13 protein-coding genes are annotated in these 17,600 nt (G+C 72.3%); 9 read left to right on the forward strand and 4 right to left on the reverse strand.

Annotated features, from left to right (window positions below; genetic code table 11):
• Positions 1–113 precede the first annotated feature (113 nt).
• The gene (locus tag ACQP2P_RS29280) at positions 114–1,256 is read left to right on the forward strand and encodes a LacI family DNA-binding transcriptional regulator (protein ID WP_433606148.1); all 1,143 of its coding nucleotides are present in this window, start codon (positions 114–116) and stop codon (positions 1,254–1,256) included.
• Complete coding sequence (locus tag ACQP2P_RS29285) at positions 1,256–2,470, forward strand: NAD(P)/FAD-dependent oxidoreductase (protein WP_433606150.1); 1,215 nt, start codon at positions 1,256–1,258, stop codon at positions 2,468–2,470. The genes ACQP2P_RS29280 and ACQP2P_RS29285 overlap by 1 nt, the downstream gene beginning before the upstream one ends.
• Here the strand turns inward: ACQP2P_RS29285 and ACQP2P_RS29290 are convergent.
• Entirely contained in the window at positions 2,418–3,395 is a 978-nt protein-coding gene (locus ACQP2P_RS29290; RefSeq protein ID WP_433606152.1) for a YihY/virulence factor BrkB family protein, read from the reverse strand. The genes ACQP2P_RS29285 and ACQP2P_RS29290 overlap by 53 nt on opposite strands.
• Positions 3,396–3,628: 233 nt before the next feature.
• On the opposite strand from ACQP2P_RS29290, the gene ACQP2P_RS29295 reads away from it, so the two are divergent.
• A complete protein-coding gene (locus tag ACQP2P_RS29295; RefSeq protein ID WP_433606154.1) occupies positions 3,629–4,798 on the forward strand; it encodes an AI-2E family transporter in 1,170 nt (389 codons plus the stop codon).
• A gap of 8 nt (positions 4,799–4,806) precedes the next feature.
• On the opposite strand, the gene ACQP2P_RS29300 is transcribed toward ACQP2P_RS29295, so the two are convergent.
• From ACQP2P_RS29300 to ACQP2P_RS29310, 3 genes are all read right to left on the reverse strand, one after another.
• Positions 4,807–6,291, reverse strand: coding sequence for a S8 family serine peptidase (locus tag ACQP2P_RS29300; protein ID WP_433606156.1), 1,485 nt, complete (start codon positions 6,289–6,291; stop codon positions 4,807–4,809).
• Positions 6,292–6,502: 211 nt separating this feature from the next.
• Positions 6,503–7,105, reverse strand: a complete 603-nt coding sequence (locus ACQP2P_RS29305) for a cadmium resistance transporter (RefSeq protein ID WP_433606158.1) — start codon at positions 7,103–7,105, stop codon at positions 6,503–6,505.
• 246 nt (positions 7,106–7,351) lie between these two features.
• A complete protein-coding gene (locus ACQP2P_RS29310) occupies positions 7,352–7,693 on the reverse strand; it encodes a hypothetical protein (protein ID WP_433606160.1) in 342 nt (113 codons plus the stop codon).
• A gap of 147 nt (positions 7,694–7,840) precedes the next feature.
• Between ACQP2P_RS29310 and ACQP2P_RS29315 the strand changes: the two genes are divergently transcribed.
• From ACQP2P_RS29315 to ACQP2P_RS29340, 6 genes are all read left to right on the forward strand, one after another.
• The gene (locus ACQP2P_RS29315) at positions 7,841–7,963 is read left to right on the forward strand and encodes an AMP-binding protein (protein ID WP_433606162.1); all 123 of its coding nucleotides are present in this window, start codon (positions 7,841–7,843) and stop codon (positions 7,961–7,963) included.
• Positions 7,960–8,229 (forward strand): DUF1876 domain-containing protein, encoded by a 270-nt coding sequence (locus ACQP2P_RS29320; protein ID WP_433606164.1) that lies wholly within the window; start codon positions 7,960–7,962, stop codon positions 8,227–8,229. The genes ACQP2P_RS29315 and ACQP2P_RS29320 overlap by 4 nt, the downstream gene beginning before the upstream one ends.
• A gap of 12 nt (positions 8,230–8,241) precedes the next feature.
• Complete coding sequence (locus ACQP2P_RS29325) at positions 8,242–8,886, forward strand: hypothetical protein (protein WP_433606165.1); 645 nt, start codon at positions 8,242–8,244, stop codon at positions 8,884–8,886.
• Between the two features lie 13 nt (positions 8,887–8,899).
• Positions 8,900–12,511 (forward strand): hydantoinase B/oxoprolinase family protein, encoded by a 3,612-nt coding sequence (locus ACQP2P_RS29330; RefSeq protein WP_433606167.1) that lies wholly within the window; start codon positions 8,900–8,902, stop codon positions 12,509–12,511.
• Positions 12,512–12,652: 141 nt separating this feature from the next.
• Positions 12,653–14,968: a glycoside hydrolase family 9 protein gene (locus ACQP2P_RS29335; protein WP_433606169.1), complete on the forward strand. Its 2,316-nt coding sequence runs from the start codon at positions 12,653–12,655 to the stop codon at positions 14,966–14,968.
• A 24-nt stretch (positions 14,969–14,992) separates the two neighbouring features.
• Positions 14,993–17,581 carry a DUF4118 domain-containing protein gene (locus ACQP2P_RS29340; protein WP_433606171.1) on the forward strand — a complete coding sequence of 863 codons (2,589 nt, stop codon included), beginning with the start codon at positions 14,993–14,995 and terminating at the stop codon, positions 17,579–17,581.
• The last annotated feature ends 19 nt before the right edge of the window (positions 17,582–17,600 follow it).

Consider the following 17,600-nt stretch of genomic DNA (forward strand, 5'->3'; position numbering starts at 1 on the left):
CCCGGGCGAAGATTTCCCAGGAGCAGACACCCGGCGCGTTCGAGGACCGGGACGGCCCGACAACCACGAGCGCACGACCCCGGACCGGGCACGTGCTGGAGACGGGGACAGCCATGCGGGACCGCCCATCACGAACACCGAGCCTGATCGAGGTAGCCACCGAGGCGGGTGTCTCGACCGCGACCGCCGGCCGCGTCCTCGGCGGCTACGGCCAGGTCAGCGCCGCCGCCGCGGAGCGGGTGCACGCCGCCGCGGCACGGCTGGGCTACCGGCCCAACGCGCTGGCCCGCAGCCTCATCCAGGGCTCGACCCAGACCATCGGCGTGGTCGTGACCGACGTGGGCAACCCGTTCTTCGCGCAGGCGGTGCGCGGCATCAGCGACAAGGTCCGTGCGGCCGGCTACGAGGTCGTGCTGTTCAACACCGACTCCGGCCTGCCCGCCGAGCGCAACGCGATCCGGGTGCTGTCGGAGAAGCGGGCCGACGGCATCATCATCGCGACGGGCTCCCCCACCGAGACCGACCACCTGGACTCGCTGCGCGACAGCCGGATCCCGGTGGTCCTGCTCGACCGGCCGGTGGCGGGCCGGCCCGACATCGACAGCGTGACGATCGCCAACGCCGACAGCGCCCGCACGGCGGTGCGGCACCTGCTGGCCCTCGGGCACCGGCGGATCGCGGTCATCACCGAGGCCGCCCGCGAACTGCCCCGCATCACCGACCACCTGGCCGACAGCGCCACCATGCGACCGAGCGCGGCCCGCCTCGCCGGCTACCTGCTGGCGCTCCAGTCGGCGCGCATCAAGGTCGATCCCGCGCTCGCCGTCTACGCGCCGTACGAGCGGGACCGGGCCACCGAGGCCGTCCTGAAGCTCCTCGCCGCCGACCCCACGGTGACCGCGGTCTTCGCCACCGACAACGTCCTGGCCGCCGGCACGTATCAGGCGATCCAGGCCAGCGGCCGGCGCTTCCCCCAGGACATCTCCATGGTCGGCTTCGACGACCAGGACTGGACGACCATCGTGCGCCCCACGCTGACGGTCGTCCGCCAGCCCAGCTACGAGCTCGGCGCCAGAGCGGGCGGGCTGCTGCTGCGCCGCATGACGGCCGCGGCCGGCGGCCAGCACGGCGAGAAGGCGGACCACGACTCGGCGCCGGAGCACGTCAGGCTCCGCGCACGGCTGATCAAACGGGAGTCGACCATGCCGTTCCCCTCCGCCGCCGACGCCGCCGACCGCGTGCTGGAACTGCGCTGATGCGGCGCATCGTGATCGTCGGCGCCGGGATCATCGGCGCCACGCTGGCCGCCCGCCTCGCCGGGGCCGGCGCGGACGTGACGCTCGTCGACGCCCGCCGTCCCGGCACCGCGACCAGCGCCACGAGCCTGGCCTGGCTCAACGCCAATCAGAAGCTCCCCCGCCACTACCACGACTACTCGGTGCGCGCGATGCACGAGTGGCGCGAGCTGATGGACGGCTTCGGACGGCCCGACTGGTACGTGCCCACCGGCGGATTGAGCTGGGCGGAGTCCGACAGTGACCGGCGTAGGCTCGCCGAGCGGCTCGACCGGCTCCGCGACTGGGGCTACCCGGCCGTCGAACTCACGCCGCGGCAGGCCGTCGAGCTGGAGCCGGCGCTGCGCGTGCCCGGCACGGCCCTGGTCGCCTCCTTCCCCGCGGAGGGCTACGTGCACGGCCGCCCCGCCGTCGACGCGTTCGTCACCCGGGCGCGGGCCGCCGGTGCCCGCGTCGTCGTCACCGGCGGCGACGTGCTCGTCGAGGCCGGCGCCGGCGGCGTGAGCGCGGTCCGGCTGCCCGACGGCGGTCGTCTGGACGCCGACGTGTACGTCAGCTGCGCCGGGTGGCGCACCGGACGGCTGCTGGAGCCGCTCGGGGTGGTGGTCCCGATCGTGCCGGGCGACGCCCCCGGATCGAGCGCGCCGTGCGTGGTGACCCGCGTCGCCGGGCCGGGCACGCACAGTCCCGTCGGCCGCCTCGTCCACCCGCCGGGCCTCAGCCTTCGCCCGGCGCTCGGCGGGGGGCTGCAGCTGGAGGCCGGCGACCTCAACGACCTCGTCGACGTCCACACCACGCAGGAGGACCTGGACCGGCACGGCGAAACCCTGCTGCGCCGCGCCGAGCGGGTCATCCCCGGTCTCGCCGCCCGGCCGATCGAGAACGTGCGCTGCTTCCGCCCGCTGCCCGTCGACGGGCACCCGCTGACCGGCTGGCTGCCCACGCTGCCGAACACATACCTCATCGTCTCCCACAGCGGCATGACCCTCGCACCGCTCCTGGCCCGCCACGCCGCGACGGAGATCCTCGACGGCACGGACCACGACGAGCTGGCCGCCTACCGGCTCACCCGGTTCGCCACCTCCGAACTCGGGCCGTCTCCGACGGCCACCTCGCCGACGCCTATCGCCGGGACGGCCGGTCGAAGTCGACCCGCACCGTCTCGAAGCTCTTGAATCGCTGCGCGGTCGCCGACGTCGTGTAGATCCGCCGGTCGGCCTCGGTCAGGTCGACATCATCGGTGAACAGGGTGAGCAGTGCCCGGGGCCACAGGCGGTAGTTCGCGATCATGTTGATCTCGGCGCAGAGCATCAGCACGAGCGCCTGCAGATATATCCAGGCGAAGGCGGCGAGGACGAGTCCGAATGCGCCGTAGAGCGCGCTCGCGTGGCTGAGCCGGGCGGCGACAAATCGAGCGCCCGCGGTCTGCAACGCCATCCAGAACGTCGCGGCGATCAACCCGCCGGCGATGACCTGGCGGACACGCAGCGTCCGGGCGGTCAGCAACCGCAACGCCGCGGTGAACAGGCCGGCATTGATCGCGAACGTCAACAGGTAGCCGACGACGTGCAGTCCCACCCCGGACCGGCCGGCGAGCTCATCGATGAAGGCCACGAACGCCGCCGCCGCCGCCGACAGCAGCACCGCGCTGCCGAGGATCAGCAACAGACCGAGGCTGCGCAGCCTGGACCGGGCCGAGCTGGGCTGTTCGTAGCGCGGTACGCCGTAGATGTGGTTGAACCCGGCCTGCGCGGCTTGCATCGCCCCCAGCCCGCCGTACAGTGCACCGAGCATGCTGATGACCAGACGCGTGCCGCTGCCGCGCAACCCGCTGACGTTGCGCTCCAACTCCGGCCCGATGACCGGCAGATCCCCCACCGCCGTGTGCACCAGTTGCTGCCGCAGGTCGGGGTACGCCTCCAGGACGAAGCCCAGCGCGGTGAGGAACAGCAGCGTCAGCGGGAACAGCGAGATGAAGCCGTAATAGGTCACCATCGCGGCAAGGTACGGACCACGGTCGTCGACGAACTTGTAGACCACCGCCAGCGGGAATCCCAACCAGGCGTGCCGACGCTGGTACCGATCCAGCCACGCGACCACGACGAGCACCTACCCCGCCGCCCCGGTGTCACGCTCGGCACTCCGCTCGTGCGGGGTAGATGGCGATCGTTGCTCGAGAAAGCCGTCCGAAAGGATTGCCCGCGCTCGGCGGGGGTAGGACCCGTCGCATCCTTCCCGGGTGGCGTCCCGCAGCCGGCGTTGTGGACGCTGACCAGGGCTACGCGCGGCGTGACCCGTGGAACGGCGCCCGCCAGGCGGAGGGGGTGCCGAGCATGGCTGAGCCGAGAGCAGAGCAGCCTGATGGCCGGCGCGGCCCGGCACCGTCGGGGCACCTGTCCCACCGGCTGCGAACGGTGGGCGCCGCGGCCTGGTCACTCGTCGGTGTGGCGCTGTTGCTCGCCGGGGCGATCTTCCTGCTGGTCGTCCTGCGGTTCATCGTGATCTCGCTGCTGGTGGCCCTGTTTCTGGCCATCGGGTTCCTGCCGATCGTCGACGGTCTCGCGCGGCGTCGCGTGCCCCGCAGTGCCGGCGCCGCGGCAGCGCTCCTGCTCGTGGTCGTGCTGGGCGCCGGAGCGATCGTGCTGGTGGTGTGGGGCGTGGCGAGCCAGGGGGAACAGATCAGCCAGAGCCTGGACGCGGCCGTCGGCGAACTGCACCGCATCCTCGCCTCGGCGGGAGTCAGCGGCAACGTCGCCGAGTCCGGCCGCCAATCCGCGCGCCAGGCGGAGAACACCCTCCTGGCCGGCCTGCTGCCGGCGCTGGGCAACCTGCTCGGCGCCAGCGTCAACGTCCTGCTCGGCGTGTTCGTGGCCCTGTTTTGCTGCTTCTTCCTGCTCATGAACGGTCACGCCATCACCGCCAGGGCCGCCGGACGGCTGCCGCTGCCCGCAGATCTGGGTCAGCGCCTGCTCGGCCGGGCCGCCACCGTCGTGAGGCGCTACTACGGTGGGCTGACCCTGATCGGGGTGGTCAACGCCGCCGCGGTCGCGATCGGCGCGCTGATACTGCGCGTACCGCTGGTGGGCGCGATCGCGGTGACCACGTTCCTCGGAACGTACGTGCCCTACCTGGGCGCCGCGGTCGCCTCGATGTTCGCCGTGCTGATCGCGCTCGGCAGCGGCGGGCAGTCGGCCGCACTGTGGATGATCCTGGTCGTCGTGCTCGCCAACGTCGTGCTCCAGAATCTCGTCAACCCGGTCGTCTTCGGCGCCACCCTGCGCATGAGCCCACCGGCGGTCCTGCTCGTCACGCTGGTGGGCGGCGCTCTGGCCGGCGTCGCCGGACTGGCCCTGGCCACGCCGGTGACCGCGATCGTGATCCGCAGCATCGAAATCCTGAGGGAGCCGCGGCCGGCGGCGGACACGGACGACCTGGCGCCGCCCACAGGAGCAGCGTCCGGCGGCCACCCGAGTCCGCCGGGCCCGGAGCGGGGAACGCCCTGATGGGTGGGTCAGACCCAGGCGGCCCCGGCCCAGCCGTCACTGGACCAGGTGCGGCCCGACCAGGTGCCGGCCGACCAGGTCCGCCCGGACCAGGTTCGCCCGGACCACGCCGGGTCGCTCCAGCCGGCAGCGACGCTGCCGCCCCACGGGGCCGCGGTCCAGGTGCCCGCCGCCCAGGTCTTCGACGCCCAGGACGTGCCGGTCCAGCCGTCGCCGGCGAGCCGGTAGCCGAGCCACAGGCCACCCGACCAGGACGGCGTGGTCGACTTCGCCCACTGCGCGGTGCCGAAGATCCCCCAGATGGTCCGCTCGCCGGTGAGCTTCACGCCGTCGATGGTGAGGCTCGCGGTACCGCGCGCGCCCTGCAACGAACCGGTGCCGCTGGACAGCCGCACCGACGGTGCGGGGACCGTCGTGCCGGTGCGGGCGAGCGCCCCGTTGACGTTCAGCGCGGACAGGCCCAGCGTCTTCGCGGTGCCGGTGGTCAGCGCCGTGCCGCCCCGCACGAGCCAGTCCTTGACCTGGTCGGGGGTCGCGGCCGGCCTGGCCTGCAGCAGCAGGGCCGCGGCGCCGCTCACGACGGCGGTGGCCTGCGAGGTGCCGCTGCCCTTGAACAGGGTGGTGCCGACCCGGGCGTCCGGGTACAGGTTGTCGACGTTCGAGCCGGGGTCCCGCAGCGAGGCGATCGAGGTGCCCGGGGCGAGCAGGTCGACCTGACCGGTGGTGCCGCTCGCCAGGTTCGTGAAGGGCGCGAGGGTGTCGTCGGCGGTGGTCGCGGTGCCGTTGGTCGCGGTCGCGCCGACGGACAGGATCGAGTCGTCCATCGCCGGGTTGGTCAGCGCCCCGGCCGCGTTGCCGTTGTTGCCGGCGGCCGCGACGACCACGATCCCGGCCTTCCACGCCTTCTGCACCGCGAACTGCAGCGGGTCGGTCCACGACTGCCCGGCGCCGCCGGAGCCGTAGGACAGATTCAGCACGCGGATCGGGTTGGCTGCATCGTCGTTGCGGTGCTGCACCACCCAGTCGATCGCGGCGATCATCTGCGACACGTCGACCGCCCCGGTCGCGGTGCCGATCTTCACCGAGGTGAGCCTGACGTCCGGGGCGACGCCCTTGCTCCCCGAGGCGCTGTCGTTGCCGACGATGATGCCGGCCATGTGCGTGCCGTGCCCGTACGTGTCGAGGTAGCGCAGGTTCGCCGCCTGCGACTCGAACGACAGGTCCGGCCCGTTGACGATCTGGGCGGCGGGCAGGCCCGGCACCGACGCGACGCCGGTGTCGATGAGCGCGACGCCGACGCCCTTGCCGGTCAGGGCGGCCGCCGCGCCGGTGTCCGCGCCGATGCTCGAGCGGACCTGGGCGAGCGTGGTCGCCGATGCCGTGGCGCCCGCCGGCGCGACGACCGCGTTCGCGACCGCGCCGTTGCCGACGAGCGCGGCCGGCACGCCGAACACGGCGGCCACCGTGGCCCGCAGTCTCGTATGTCTCTTCACGGGTTGGTACTCCGTCCTTGGAAGATCTCCTCCAGGACTCCAACCGTGACCGGTTGTGGCGTGATCGTCACCGGCCGCGCCGCGGAAGTGCCCAACCGCCCGACACGAAACGCCTACCTGGTGTCCATCACCCAGCCGGGCGCTGACCAGCCGGCAACCAGCCCGCACCCGCAACCCGCGTCCCCGGCCGGGTCACTCCCCCGGCAGCCCGCTAGAGGCCGAAGGCCCCGCCTTCGATGAGGATGAGCACGCCGATACCGATCAGGACGACGGGAAGCAGGATGTGCCCCCAGCGGCTGAGCGCGCGGGCGATGACAGGGCGGGTCGCGAAGTACCGCCCGGCGGCGATCCAGGCGGCGAGCAGGACGAGGAACACGACGCCGTAGAAGCTCATGCCGCCGACGCCGGCGGTGGCGAAGACGGGGACGTAGACGCCGAGGTTGTCACCGCCGTTGGCGAAGGTGACGGCGGCCACCTCCAGCATCCGTGGCCCGCCGGGCCCGGTCCGCTGGTGCTGGCCCTCCTCGTCGCGGCCACGGTCCCGCCAGGCGTGCACGGCCGCCCGGAGACCGAGCGCGAGCGGGATCAGGCCGAGGTACGGGATGGCCCGCTCCGGCAGGAAGGTGGCGCCGAACGCGGCGGCCACGGCGACCGCGAGGATCGCGGCGAAGCCGAGGTACTGGCCGGAGGCGATGGCCCGGGCCGCGTGGCGGTGGCCGGCGCCCTGGGCGAAGAACAGGGCCAGGACGACGATGTCATCGATGTTGGTGACGGCGAACAGGCCAGCGGCCTGGCTGACGAGGCCGAGGTTCATCGGCGGGCCGCCTCGGCGGCGCGGATGGGCGTGGGACGGATTCCGGTCCGGGGCCGAATCACCGCGCCTCCGCCCGCTCGTTGCCGGCGACCGGGCGTGCGCGGCCGGACCGGGGTCCGGCTCAACCTACCCGAGACGGTGTGGACGCGCACGACGCGTGCCCCGCGTCAGACGCCGGCGCCGGCTCGGCCACTTCGGGGTGCGTGCCGGCCTTCGTCATGTCGGACAGTCGATACGGGGCAGTCCTCAGGCCTTCGCTCCGGGCCGCGGGGCGAGGATGCCGACAATGGCACCGAGGGCTATCCCGACGAAGCCGAACACCGCGGTCTGTCCGCTACCGCTTGCGTTCAGCCCCAGCACCGTGCCGCCTATCACCACGGCAGCCAGCACCCCGAACACGACCAGCCAGATGACGTTCGTGACCCACTTGGAGGGGCTGCCGAGGACCGACGAGGCCACGTCCTCCACGATCGCCGCGCGCTGCCCCGGCGGAATCAGCTCCACCGCCGACTGCACCAGATGCTGCTGCTCGGCAGGGTTCTGTACCTTGCTCATGCTGTCGATCGCGTCATGCAGTTCGACGGACATGTCGACCACTTCCACCCGGGGCGGCGTGCTGTCTCGCACTGGCACGTCTGCCAGCGGGAAATTCCCGTGCGAACACCGTTCAAACCCGCATGTGCCCGGCCCCCGCAACCGGCGAGGTTTCGCCGGTTGCGGGGCGGGAAGCGACCGATGGCGTTGCTGCACTTCACCAGCGGTACCACGGGCCGGCCCAAGGGTGCGGTGCACGTGCACGAGGCGGTGGTCGCCCATCACGCCACCGCGCGGTTCGCGCTCGAAAGGAGCCCGTCATGACCACGGCCAAACATTGGGCCGTCGACGTGTACATCGGCGAGCACGACGAGAGCACCTATGCGGAGGCGCGCCTGCACACCGACGCCGACACAAATCTCTCCGGTACCGGCACAGCCCGGCTGCACCCGGCAGACAGCAACGTCCCGGAGATCGGTGACGAACTCGCCACCGCGCGGGCCCTGTCAGATCTGAGCCACCGGCTCCTCGCGACGGCAGCGGACGACCTCAGCGCCGTCGTAGGCCGCCGGGTGAGGCTCACCGGATAGCGGGAGGCTGGGGTGTGGGATCAGCAGCAATCGGGCGGCCTGAGCGGTCACCTGGTCGAGGTGATCGAACGCTCGCAACGCGCGCTGGAACACGTCACCGACGCTCTGTGCGGCTCCGGTCCTTCCGCCACGAGCGCTCTGCCCGACGCCGAGAAGGCGCTGTACGCACTGCGTCAGGCCATCGACGACCAGGCGCTGGCGATCGCGGAGACCCGGGGCGCGTCGCCTGCGGCCGCCGTGCGGACGGTCGTCGCCGCCGCGCAGGTCAACGCCGACGCCAAGTGTGTCGAAGGACTGGCGAGGCGGCTGGCCGAGATCGCGGGTTCGCGGGCCGCACGCCCGGCGATACCGGCTGACGTCCAGGCCGTCGTGCACCACATGGGCCGGGTCTGCGTCGACACGATGGCCACGGCCGGCAACGCCGGGAGGTCGCCGCGGGCCGACACGCAGGCGCGGATCGCAGCCGCCGACGTCGAGGTACGCGGGCTGCGGCAACGCCTCTACCACCTGCTGCTGCACGGCCCGGCTCCCGTCGACGCGGATGCGGCGCTGGACGCCTCCCTGGCCTGCCGGTATTACGCGCACTGCATCGAGCTCGCGTCGTCCATGGCGCGGCACGCGATGCTGGGCGCGCACTCGGGCCAGACCGGCCAGTGAAGGCGAGGGACCCGTGCCGGCAGGCGGGCGATGGCAGTTCTGGATCGACCGGGGCGGCACGTTCACCGACATCGTCGCCAGGAGGCCGGACGACGGCCGGCTGGTGACACGCAAGCTGTTGTCGAACAACCCGGCGCGCTACGCGGACGCGGCGGTCGCCGGAGTCCGGGCGCTGCTCGGGGTGGCCGATGCCGCGCCGATACCGGTGGACCGGATCGAGTCGGTGCGGATGGGGACCACGGTCGCCACGAACGCGCTGCTGGAGCGCAGGGGCGAGCGCACCGCGCTGGTCATCACCGAAGGCTTCGGCGACGCGCTGCGCATCGGCTACCAGAACCGGCCACGCCTCTTCGACCGGCACATCGTGCCGCCGGAGGTGCTGTACGAACGCGTGATCGAGGTGGACGAACGGATGTCGGCCGGCGGCACCGTGCTGCGCCCGCCGGATCTCGACCGGCTGGCCGAGGATCTGCGGCGCGCGGGCGAGAGCGGCATCCGCGCGGCCGCGGTGGTCTGCCTGCACAGCCACCTGTACCCCGCGCACGAACGGGAGATCGCGACGCTGGCGGAGCGACTCGGCTTCGGCCAGGTCTCGTGCTCCAGCGAGGTGAGCCCGTTGATGAAGCTGGTGCCGCGCGGCGACACCACCGTCGTGGACGCGTACCTGTCGCCGGTGCTGCGCCGGTACGTCGAGGCGGTGGCGGAGCAGCTGGGCGGCGTACGGCTGATGTTCATGCAGTCCAACGCGGGCCTGGCCGAGGCCGGGCACTTCCGCGGCAAGGACGCGATCCTGTCCGGTCCGGCCGGTGGCATCGTCGGCATGGCGCGCATGTCGCAGCTGGCCGGCTTCGACAAGGTGATCGGCTTCGACATGGGCGGCACCTCAACGGACGTGTCGCACTACGCCGGCCAGTACGAGCGGGTCTTCCACACCCAGATCGCGGGTGTACGGCTGCGCGCCCCGATGATCGACATTCACACCGTCGCGGCGGGAGGCGGGTCGGTCCTGCACTTCGACGGCGCCCGTTATCGCGTCGGCCCGGACTCCGCAGGTGCCGACCCGGGACCGGCCTGCTACCGCGCCGGCGGTCCGCTCACCATCACCGACGCCAACGTGATGCTCGGCCGAATCCAGCCCGCGACGTTTCCCAAGGTCTTCGGCCCGGACGGCGATGCGCCGCTGGATGCCGACGTGGTGCGACAGCGGTTCGCCGACCTGACCGCGGCCATCGCCGGGCAGACCGGCGACGAGCGCACGCCGGAGCAGGTCGCGGAGGGGTACCGGCAGATCGCGGTCGCGAACATGGCCAACGCCGTGAAACGCATCTCGGTACAGCAGGGCCGCGACGTCACGGGATATGTGCTCACGACATTCGGGGGCGCCGGCGGGCAGCACGCGTGCTCCGTGGCCGACTCGCTGGGCATCCGCAGCGTGCTCGTGCCGCCGATGGCCGGTGTGCTCTCCGCGCTCGGCATCGGCCTCGCCGACACCACCGTCATGCGTGAACAGTCGGTGGAGAGCCGCCTGGAACCCGAGGCGATGCGACGGTTGACCGACGTCGCGGACGCGCTGGAGGCGGCGGCGCGCTCGCAGCTGCTGGAGGAGGACGTGCCGGCCCGGCGAATCCGGGTGCACCGCCGCGTGCACCTGCGCTTCGAGGGCACCGACACCGCGCTGCCGGTCGGGCTCGCCGAGCTGAACACCATGGTGGCGTCGTTCCGGACGGCATACCGGCGCATGTACGCGTACCTCATGGACCGGCCGCTGATCGTCGAGGCGGTCTCGGTCGAGGCCGTCGGGCTCACCGAGCCCCCGGACCTCTCCCGGCTGGGCGAGTCCACCGGCGCGCCGGAGCGCGCCGCCGCACGGCCGCCCGGCACGACCCGCCTGTACACCGGCGGAGCCTGGCGGGAGGTGCCGCTGTACGAGCGGGAACGCCTGCTCCTTGGCGAAACCGTCGGCGGCCCGGCCATCGTGGCCGAGGCGGACGCGACCACGGTGGTCGACGACGGCTGGCGGGCGGCGGTGACGAAGCACGGCCATCTGCTCCTGGAACGGAGTCGGCCGGGCGACGCGGCATCCGGGGCGACCACCGAGGTCGACCCGGTCCTGCTGGAGATCTTCAACAACCTCTTCATGTCGATCGCCGAGCAGATGGGCGCCCGGCTGGAGTCGACCGCGCAGTCGGTCAACATCCGGGAGCGGCTGGACTTCTCGTGCGCGCTGTTCGACCCGCACGGCAGTCTCATCGCCAACGCACCGCACATTCCCGTGCACCTCGGCTCGATGAGCGCCAGCGTCAAGGAGATCATCCGCCGCCACACCGGCATGCGGCCCGGCGACGTCTACGCGATCAACGATCCCTACCATGGCGGCACCCACCTGCCCGACATCACCGTCGTCACCCCGGTCTTCGACGCCGACCGGCCCGAGGTGCTGTTCTACGTGGCCTCCCGGGGCCACCACGCCGAGATCGGCGGGCTCACGCCCGGCTCGATGCCCGCGACCAGTCGCGACGTCCACGAGGAGGGCGTGCTGCTCGACGCCTGGCCGCTGGTCGAGGACGGCCGGTTCCGCGAGGATGCGACGCTCCGGCTGCTCACACAGGCGCCGTACCCGTCCAGGAGCCCGGCGACCAACCTCGCCGACCTGCGCGCGCAGATCGCCGCGAACGCCAAGGGTGTCGACGAGGTCGGACGGATGATCGACCAGTTCGGCCTCGACGTGGTGCAGGCGTACATGCGGCACGTCCAGGACAACGCCGAGGAGGCGGTACGGCGCGTCATCGCCGCGCTCGGCGACGGCGAGTACCGCTACGAGATGGACTCGGGGGCGACGATCGCCGTACGGATCGCGGTGGACCACGCCGGCCGCGACGCGACGATCGACTTCAGCGGCACGTCACCGCAGCTGGCAACGAACTTCAACGCACCCTCGTCGGTCGTCACCGCGGCGGTGCTGTACGTCTTCCGGACGCTCGTCACCGACGAGATCCCGCTCAACGACGGCTGTCTGCGCCCGCTGCGCATCGTGGTGCCGGCCGGTTCGATGCTCGCGCCCGTCTCTCCCGCGGCCGTGGTCGCCGGCAACGTGGAGACGTCACAGGCGATCGTCGGCGCGCTCTACGCCGCCCTCGGCGTGCAGGCCGAGGGGTCCGGGACGATGAACAACGTCAGCTTCGGCAACGACCGGCACCAGTACTACGAGACCATCGCCTCCGGCTCCGGCGCCGGTGACGGGTTCGACGGGGCCTCGGTGGTGCAGACCCACATGACGAACTCCCGGCTGACCGACCCCGAGGTCCTCGAATGGCGCTTCCCGGTGCTCCTGGACGAGTTCGCCGTCCGGCACGGCAGCGGCGGCGCCGGCCGGTGGCGGGGTGGTGACGGCGCGGTGCGCCGCATCCGGTTCCTCGAGCCGATGACCGTCAGCACCCTGTCGGGCCACCGGCGTGTGCCGCCGTACGGCCTCGCCGGCGGCTCACCCGGCGCGCTCGGCGTCAACCGGCTGGAACGCGCCGACGGCAGCGTCGTCCGCCTCCCCGGCTGCGGCTCCGTCGACGTCCAGCCGGGCGACGTGCTGGTGGTGGAGACACCGGGCGGCGGCGGATACGGCACCTCGTGAGCTCGGCGGCGTCGAGTGGCCGTCGGCCATCACGCAGCCCACGCCGAAATGGTGATTCATCGGGCGACGGGCCGTGACGCGAGCATCGGCCACGAGTCACATCAGGTGGTGACGCCACGTCGGCGGAGGCATGGTCGAGGCATGGTCACCGTCAAGGAACCGCGTGAGCAGGTGTTCAACGGCACGTTCGACGGCAACGACACCGCGGGCTGGTTCTCCGCCGGCACGGCGCTGGCGGCGACCGACGGGAGGCTGCGGGTGCAGGTGCCCGGCGGCACACACCAGCCCTGGGACGTGCTCGTCGGCGAGAACGACATCCGGTTGAACGCCAACACGCCGTACGCGATCTCGTTCACCGCGTCGGCGAGCCGGCCGGTGACGATCAAAGCTCAGGTGCAGCTCAGCGACCCGCCGTACACGGCGGCGTGGTCGCAGGACGTGCAGCTCACCACCGACCTTCAGCAGTACCATTCCTCGTTCACCTCCAACCTCGAGACCGAGCGGGGCCAGGTCTCCTTCCAGATCGGCGGGTCCGGCGAGCCGTGGACGTTCACCCTCGACGACGTCTCGCTGGTCGGCGGCGAGCCGTGGGATTGGTACGTCCCGAGGACCGACCCACCGGTGCGGGTCAACCAGGTCGGCTACCTGCCGGACGGCCCGAAGCACGCCACGGTGGTGACCGACGCGCCCGACCCGCTGTCCTGGCAGGTCGTCTCCGGCACAGGCGAGGTCGTGGCGTCCGGCCGGTCGAACCCGCGCGGGCTCGACACGTCGTCCGGGCAGAAGGTGCACACCATCGACTTCACGGCGGTGACCACGGCCGGCGCCGGCTATACCTTGCGCGTCGACGGGCAGCAGAGCTTCCCGTTCGTCATCGCCGGCTCCGTCTACGAGGGCCTGCGCCGCGACGCGGCGCACTTCTTCTACGTCCAGCGCAGCGGCATCGCCATCGACGACGCGCTCGCGTCCGGCTACGCCCGCCCCGCCGGCCACGTCCAGGTGCCGCCCAACCAGGGCGACACCACAGTGCCCTGCCAGCCCGGGGTCGGTGACTACTGGCTGGACGTGCGCGGCGGCTGGTACGACGCCGGTGACCACGGCAAGTACGTCGTCAACGGCGGCATCGCCACCGCCCAGCTGCTCGGCCAGTACGAGCGCTCCACGATCGCGAAGACCGGCAACCCGGCCGCGCTGGGTGACGGCACCCTCGGCATCCCCGAGCGCGGCAACAAGGTCCCGGACATCCTGGACGAAGCCCGCTGGGAGCTCGAGTTCATGCTGCGGATGCAGATCCCGGACGGCAAGCCCAACGCCGGCATGGCCCATCACAAGATGCACGACCGCGCGTGGACGGGCCTGCCCTGCCTGCCCGACCAGGACCCGCAGATCCGCGAGCTGCACCCGCCGTCGACCGCCGCGACCCTGAACCTCGCCGCGACCGCGGCCCAGGCCGCCCGGCTGTTCCGATCCTTCGACGGCCCGTTCGCCGACCGCTGCCTGGCCGCCGCCCGCACCGCGTGGAAAGCCGCCAACGACCATCCGGCGATGTACGCCAGGCCGGACGACAGCAACGGCGGCGGCCCCTACGACGACACCGACGTCCGCGACGAGTTCTACTGGGCCGCGGCGGAGCTGTTCATCACGACGGGCGAACAGCCGTACCTCGACTTCCTGCGCTCCTCGCCGTACTGGACCGGCGACGCCTTCCGCGGCACCGGGCCCGACTGGAAGTTCGTCGCGCCGCTCGGCCGGATGGACCTCGCCACGGTGCCCAGCAAACTGGCCGACAACGACCGCGACGCCGCCCGCTCCTCGGTGCGTGAGGCCGCGGACCACGTTCTGCAGACCATCCGCGAGCAGGCCTACGGCGTACCGATCGGGGACAACGAGTACACCTGGGGCTCCACGAGCGTCGTGCTCAACAAGCTCATGGTCATCGCCACCGCCTTCGATCTGACCGGCGACCGCCGGTACCGCGACGGCGCCCTCGAAGGCCTCGACTTCATCCTCGGCCGCAATGCCCTCAACAACTCCTTCGTCACCGGCTACGGCAGCCGCTACTCCCAGAACCAGCACAGCCGCATCTACGGTCACCAGCTCGACCCGAGGCTGCCCCGGCCGCCCGCGGGATCCATCGCGGGCGGGCCGAACCCCGGCTTGGAGGACCCGAAGGCGAGGAAGGTCCTGTTGCACACGCCCAGCGGGGAACACCCGAAACCGCAGTTCTGCTACTTGGACGACATCGAGTCCTGGTCCACCAACGAGGTCGCGATCAACTGGAATGCCGCACTGTCGTGGATCGCGTCCTTCGCCGCGGACCAAGGCCGGCGGGACAAGCCCGACGGCCCGGTCCACATCGGCGACGTGACGGTCAGCCTGGGCGAGAACCATCAGGTCAACGTCCTGGTGCCGGTCGGCTGGTCACTGCACGTCGAGTCGACCGCGGCGGGGCGGTGAGCGCTCCGCCGGAGGTGTCCACCGATGACCAGCCCTGCCGCGACCGGAGCCTCGCCCCGACCGGCACCACAGCGCCAGACCGGCACGACGACGCCGAGGGGGCGGTTGCGTATCTACCTCGGCGCGGCGCCCGGAGTCGGCAAGACCTACGCCATGCTGGCCGAGGGGCAACGCCGCCGATCGCGGGGGACCGACGTCGTGATCGGGTTCATCGAGCCACACGGTCGCAGGCTCACCGCGGCGATGGCCGACGGCCTGGAGCTGGTGCCCCGGCGTCAGATCGTGTACCGCGGCGCCCGGCTGACCGAGATGGACCTCGACGCGGTGCTGGCTCGGCATCCGCAGGTCGCGCTCATCGACGAGCTGGCGCACACGAACGCTCCCGGCTGCCGCAACGCCAAGCGGTGGCAGGACGTCGAAGAGCTGCTCAACCGCGGCGTCGACGTGGTCACCACGCTCAACATCCAGCATCTGGAGTCGCTCAACGACGTCGTGCGCCAGATCACCGGCATCACGCAGCACGAGACGCTGCCGGACTCGGTGGCGCGCCGCGCCGAGCAGGTCGAACTGGTCGACATGACGCCGGAGGCGCTGCGCCGTCGCATGGTGCACGGCAACGTCTACCCGCCGGACCGGATCGAGGCGGCGCTGACCCACTACTTCCGCCCCGGCAACCTCGCCGCCCTGCGCGAGCTGGCCCTGCTGTGGGTGGCCGACCGAGTCGAGGAGTGCCTGCAGCAGTATCGCGCCGAGCACGGCATCGCCACGGGCTGGGAGACCCGCGAGCGAATCCTGGTCGCGCTCAGCGGCGGCCGCGAGGGCGAAACCCTCATCCGCCGGGCCGCCCGCATCGCCGAACGCATCCAGGGCGCCGAACTGCTCACGGTCCACGTCATTCCCAGCGGGGGTCTGACGCTGGGCAGCCAACCGGCGCTGGCGGCCCAGCGCGTGCTCGTCGAGTCGCTCGGCGGTGCCTACCACCAGGTGGTGGGCGACGATGTGGCGCGGGCGATTCTGCAGTTCGCCCAGGCCGAGAACGCCACACAGATCGTGCTCGGCGCCAGCCGCACGCCGTGGCTGATGTCGGCGCTGACCGGTGAAGGCGTGGGCGCCCGGGTCATCCGCCAGTCGGGGCCGATCGACGTCCACATGGTCACGCACGAGCACGCGGCCGGCGCACCCGGGCTGCGGCTGCCACGGGCGGGCAGAGGGCGGGGTGCCCGGCAGCATCTGGCCACCGTGGTCCTGGCGGTGGTGCTGCTGTCCGCCGTCACGTTCGCCGGGCTGCAAGCACACTTCACCCACTCCAGCGTGCTGGTGGGCTACCTGCTCCCCGTCATCGCCGCGGCGCTGACCGGCGGCCTGTACCCGGCCACCGCGACGGCATTGGCGGCCGCGCTGCTGGCCGACTACTGGTTCATGCCACCGCGGCACGCGATGCTGCTCACCAGGCCGGACGACATCGCCGCGCTGGCGCTCTTCCTCGCGGTCGCGGCGATCCTCGGCTGGGCGATCGACACCGCCACCGGGCAGACCCGCCGGGCCGTGCGCGCGTCGGCCGAGGCGGCCGCGCTCAGCTCGCTGGCCCGCGCCGCGCTGGGGGAGCCGGATCTGCCGGCCCAGATGGAGCGTATCCGCCGGCTCTTCGCCCTGGACGCGGTCAGCCTCCTCGGCCGGGAGTCGACGAGCACGTCCGAGCGGCCCTGGCAGGTGCTCGCATCGGCCGGCGACCGCCCACCGGAGCTGCCCGGCGAGGCCGACACGAGCGTCCCGGCCGGACCGTCGCTCGCCCTTGCCGCGCGGGGCCGTGTCCTGGGCGACAACGACCAGCGGGTGCTGGTGGCGTGTGCCGCCCAGCTCGCCGCCTGCCGCGACCGCCAGCGGCTTGCCGAGCAGGTGGCCAGCGCCGACCAGCAGATCGCCGCTGACCGGGCGCGCACCACGATGCTGCTGGCCACAGAGCGGGAACTGCAGGAGCCGCTGACCCTGGTCCGCGACACGCTCGACCGCCTCGCCACGGACGACCCGCTCAGCGTCCCGCAGCGACAGGACCGGACCGCGGCCGGGCGCGCCGGTCTCGACCGCATCGCGGGCGTGCTCACCGACCTGCGGCACCTCGCGCAGGCCAACGCGGGAGCGCTGGACATCCACCTGCGCCCCGTCGAACTCGACGAGGTCCTGTCGGTGGCCCTCGAAGACCTCGGCCCGGGAGGCCGCGACATCACTGTGGACGCCCCGGAAGACATGCCCGACGTCATCGCGGATGCCAACCTGCTCACCCGCGTGATCACCAGCCTCGCCACCGATGCCCTGCGCCGCACCCCACGGCCGGCGCAGCCCACGCTGCGCGTGCACGTCCTGCCCGATGGTCTCGCGATCGACGTCACCGGCGACGGCCGGCATCCACCGGCCGTGGACGAATGGCGCACCCGGGCAACGCCCGGCACGGTCGGCGTCGACGCTGACCGCAGCATCCCGATGGATACTGCCCGTGCGCTCACCGAGGCCATGGGCGGCACGCTGCGCCACCACGTCGCCCGCGACGGCGCGCTCACCGTGAGCCTGACCCTGCCCACCGCCGCCTCTCGCCCGGCCGACGCGCGCAGTCAGTGACGACGGGCGCGGGGTCCGC

Source organism: Dactylosporangium sp. CA-139114 (assembly GCF_050955725.1).
Classification (GTDB): domain Bacteria; phylum Actinomycetota; class Actinomycetes; order Mycobacteriales; family Micromonosporaceae; genus Dactylosporangium.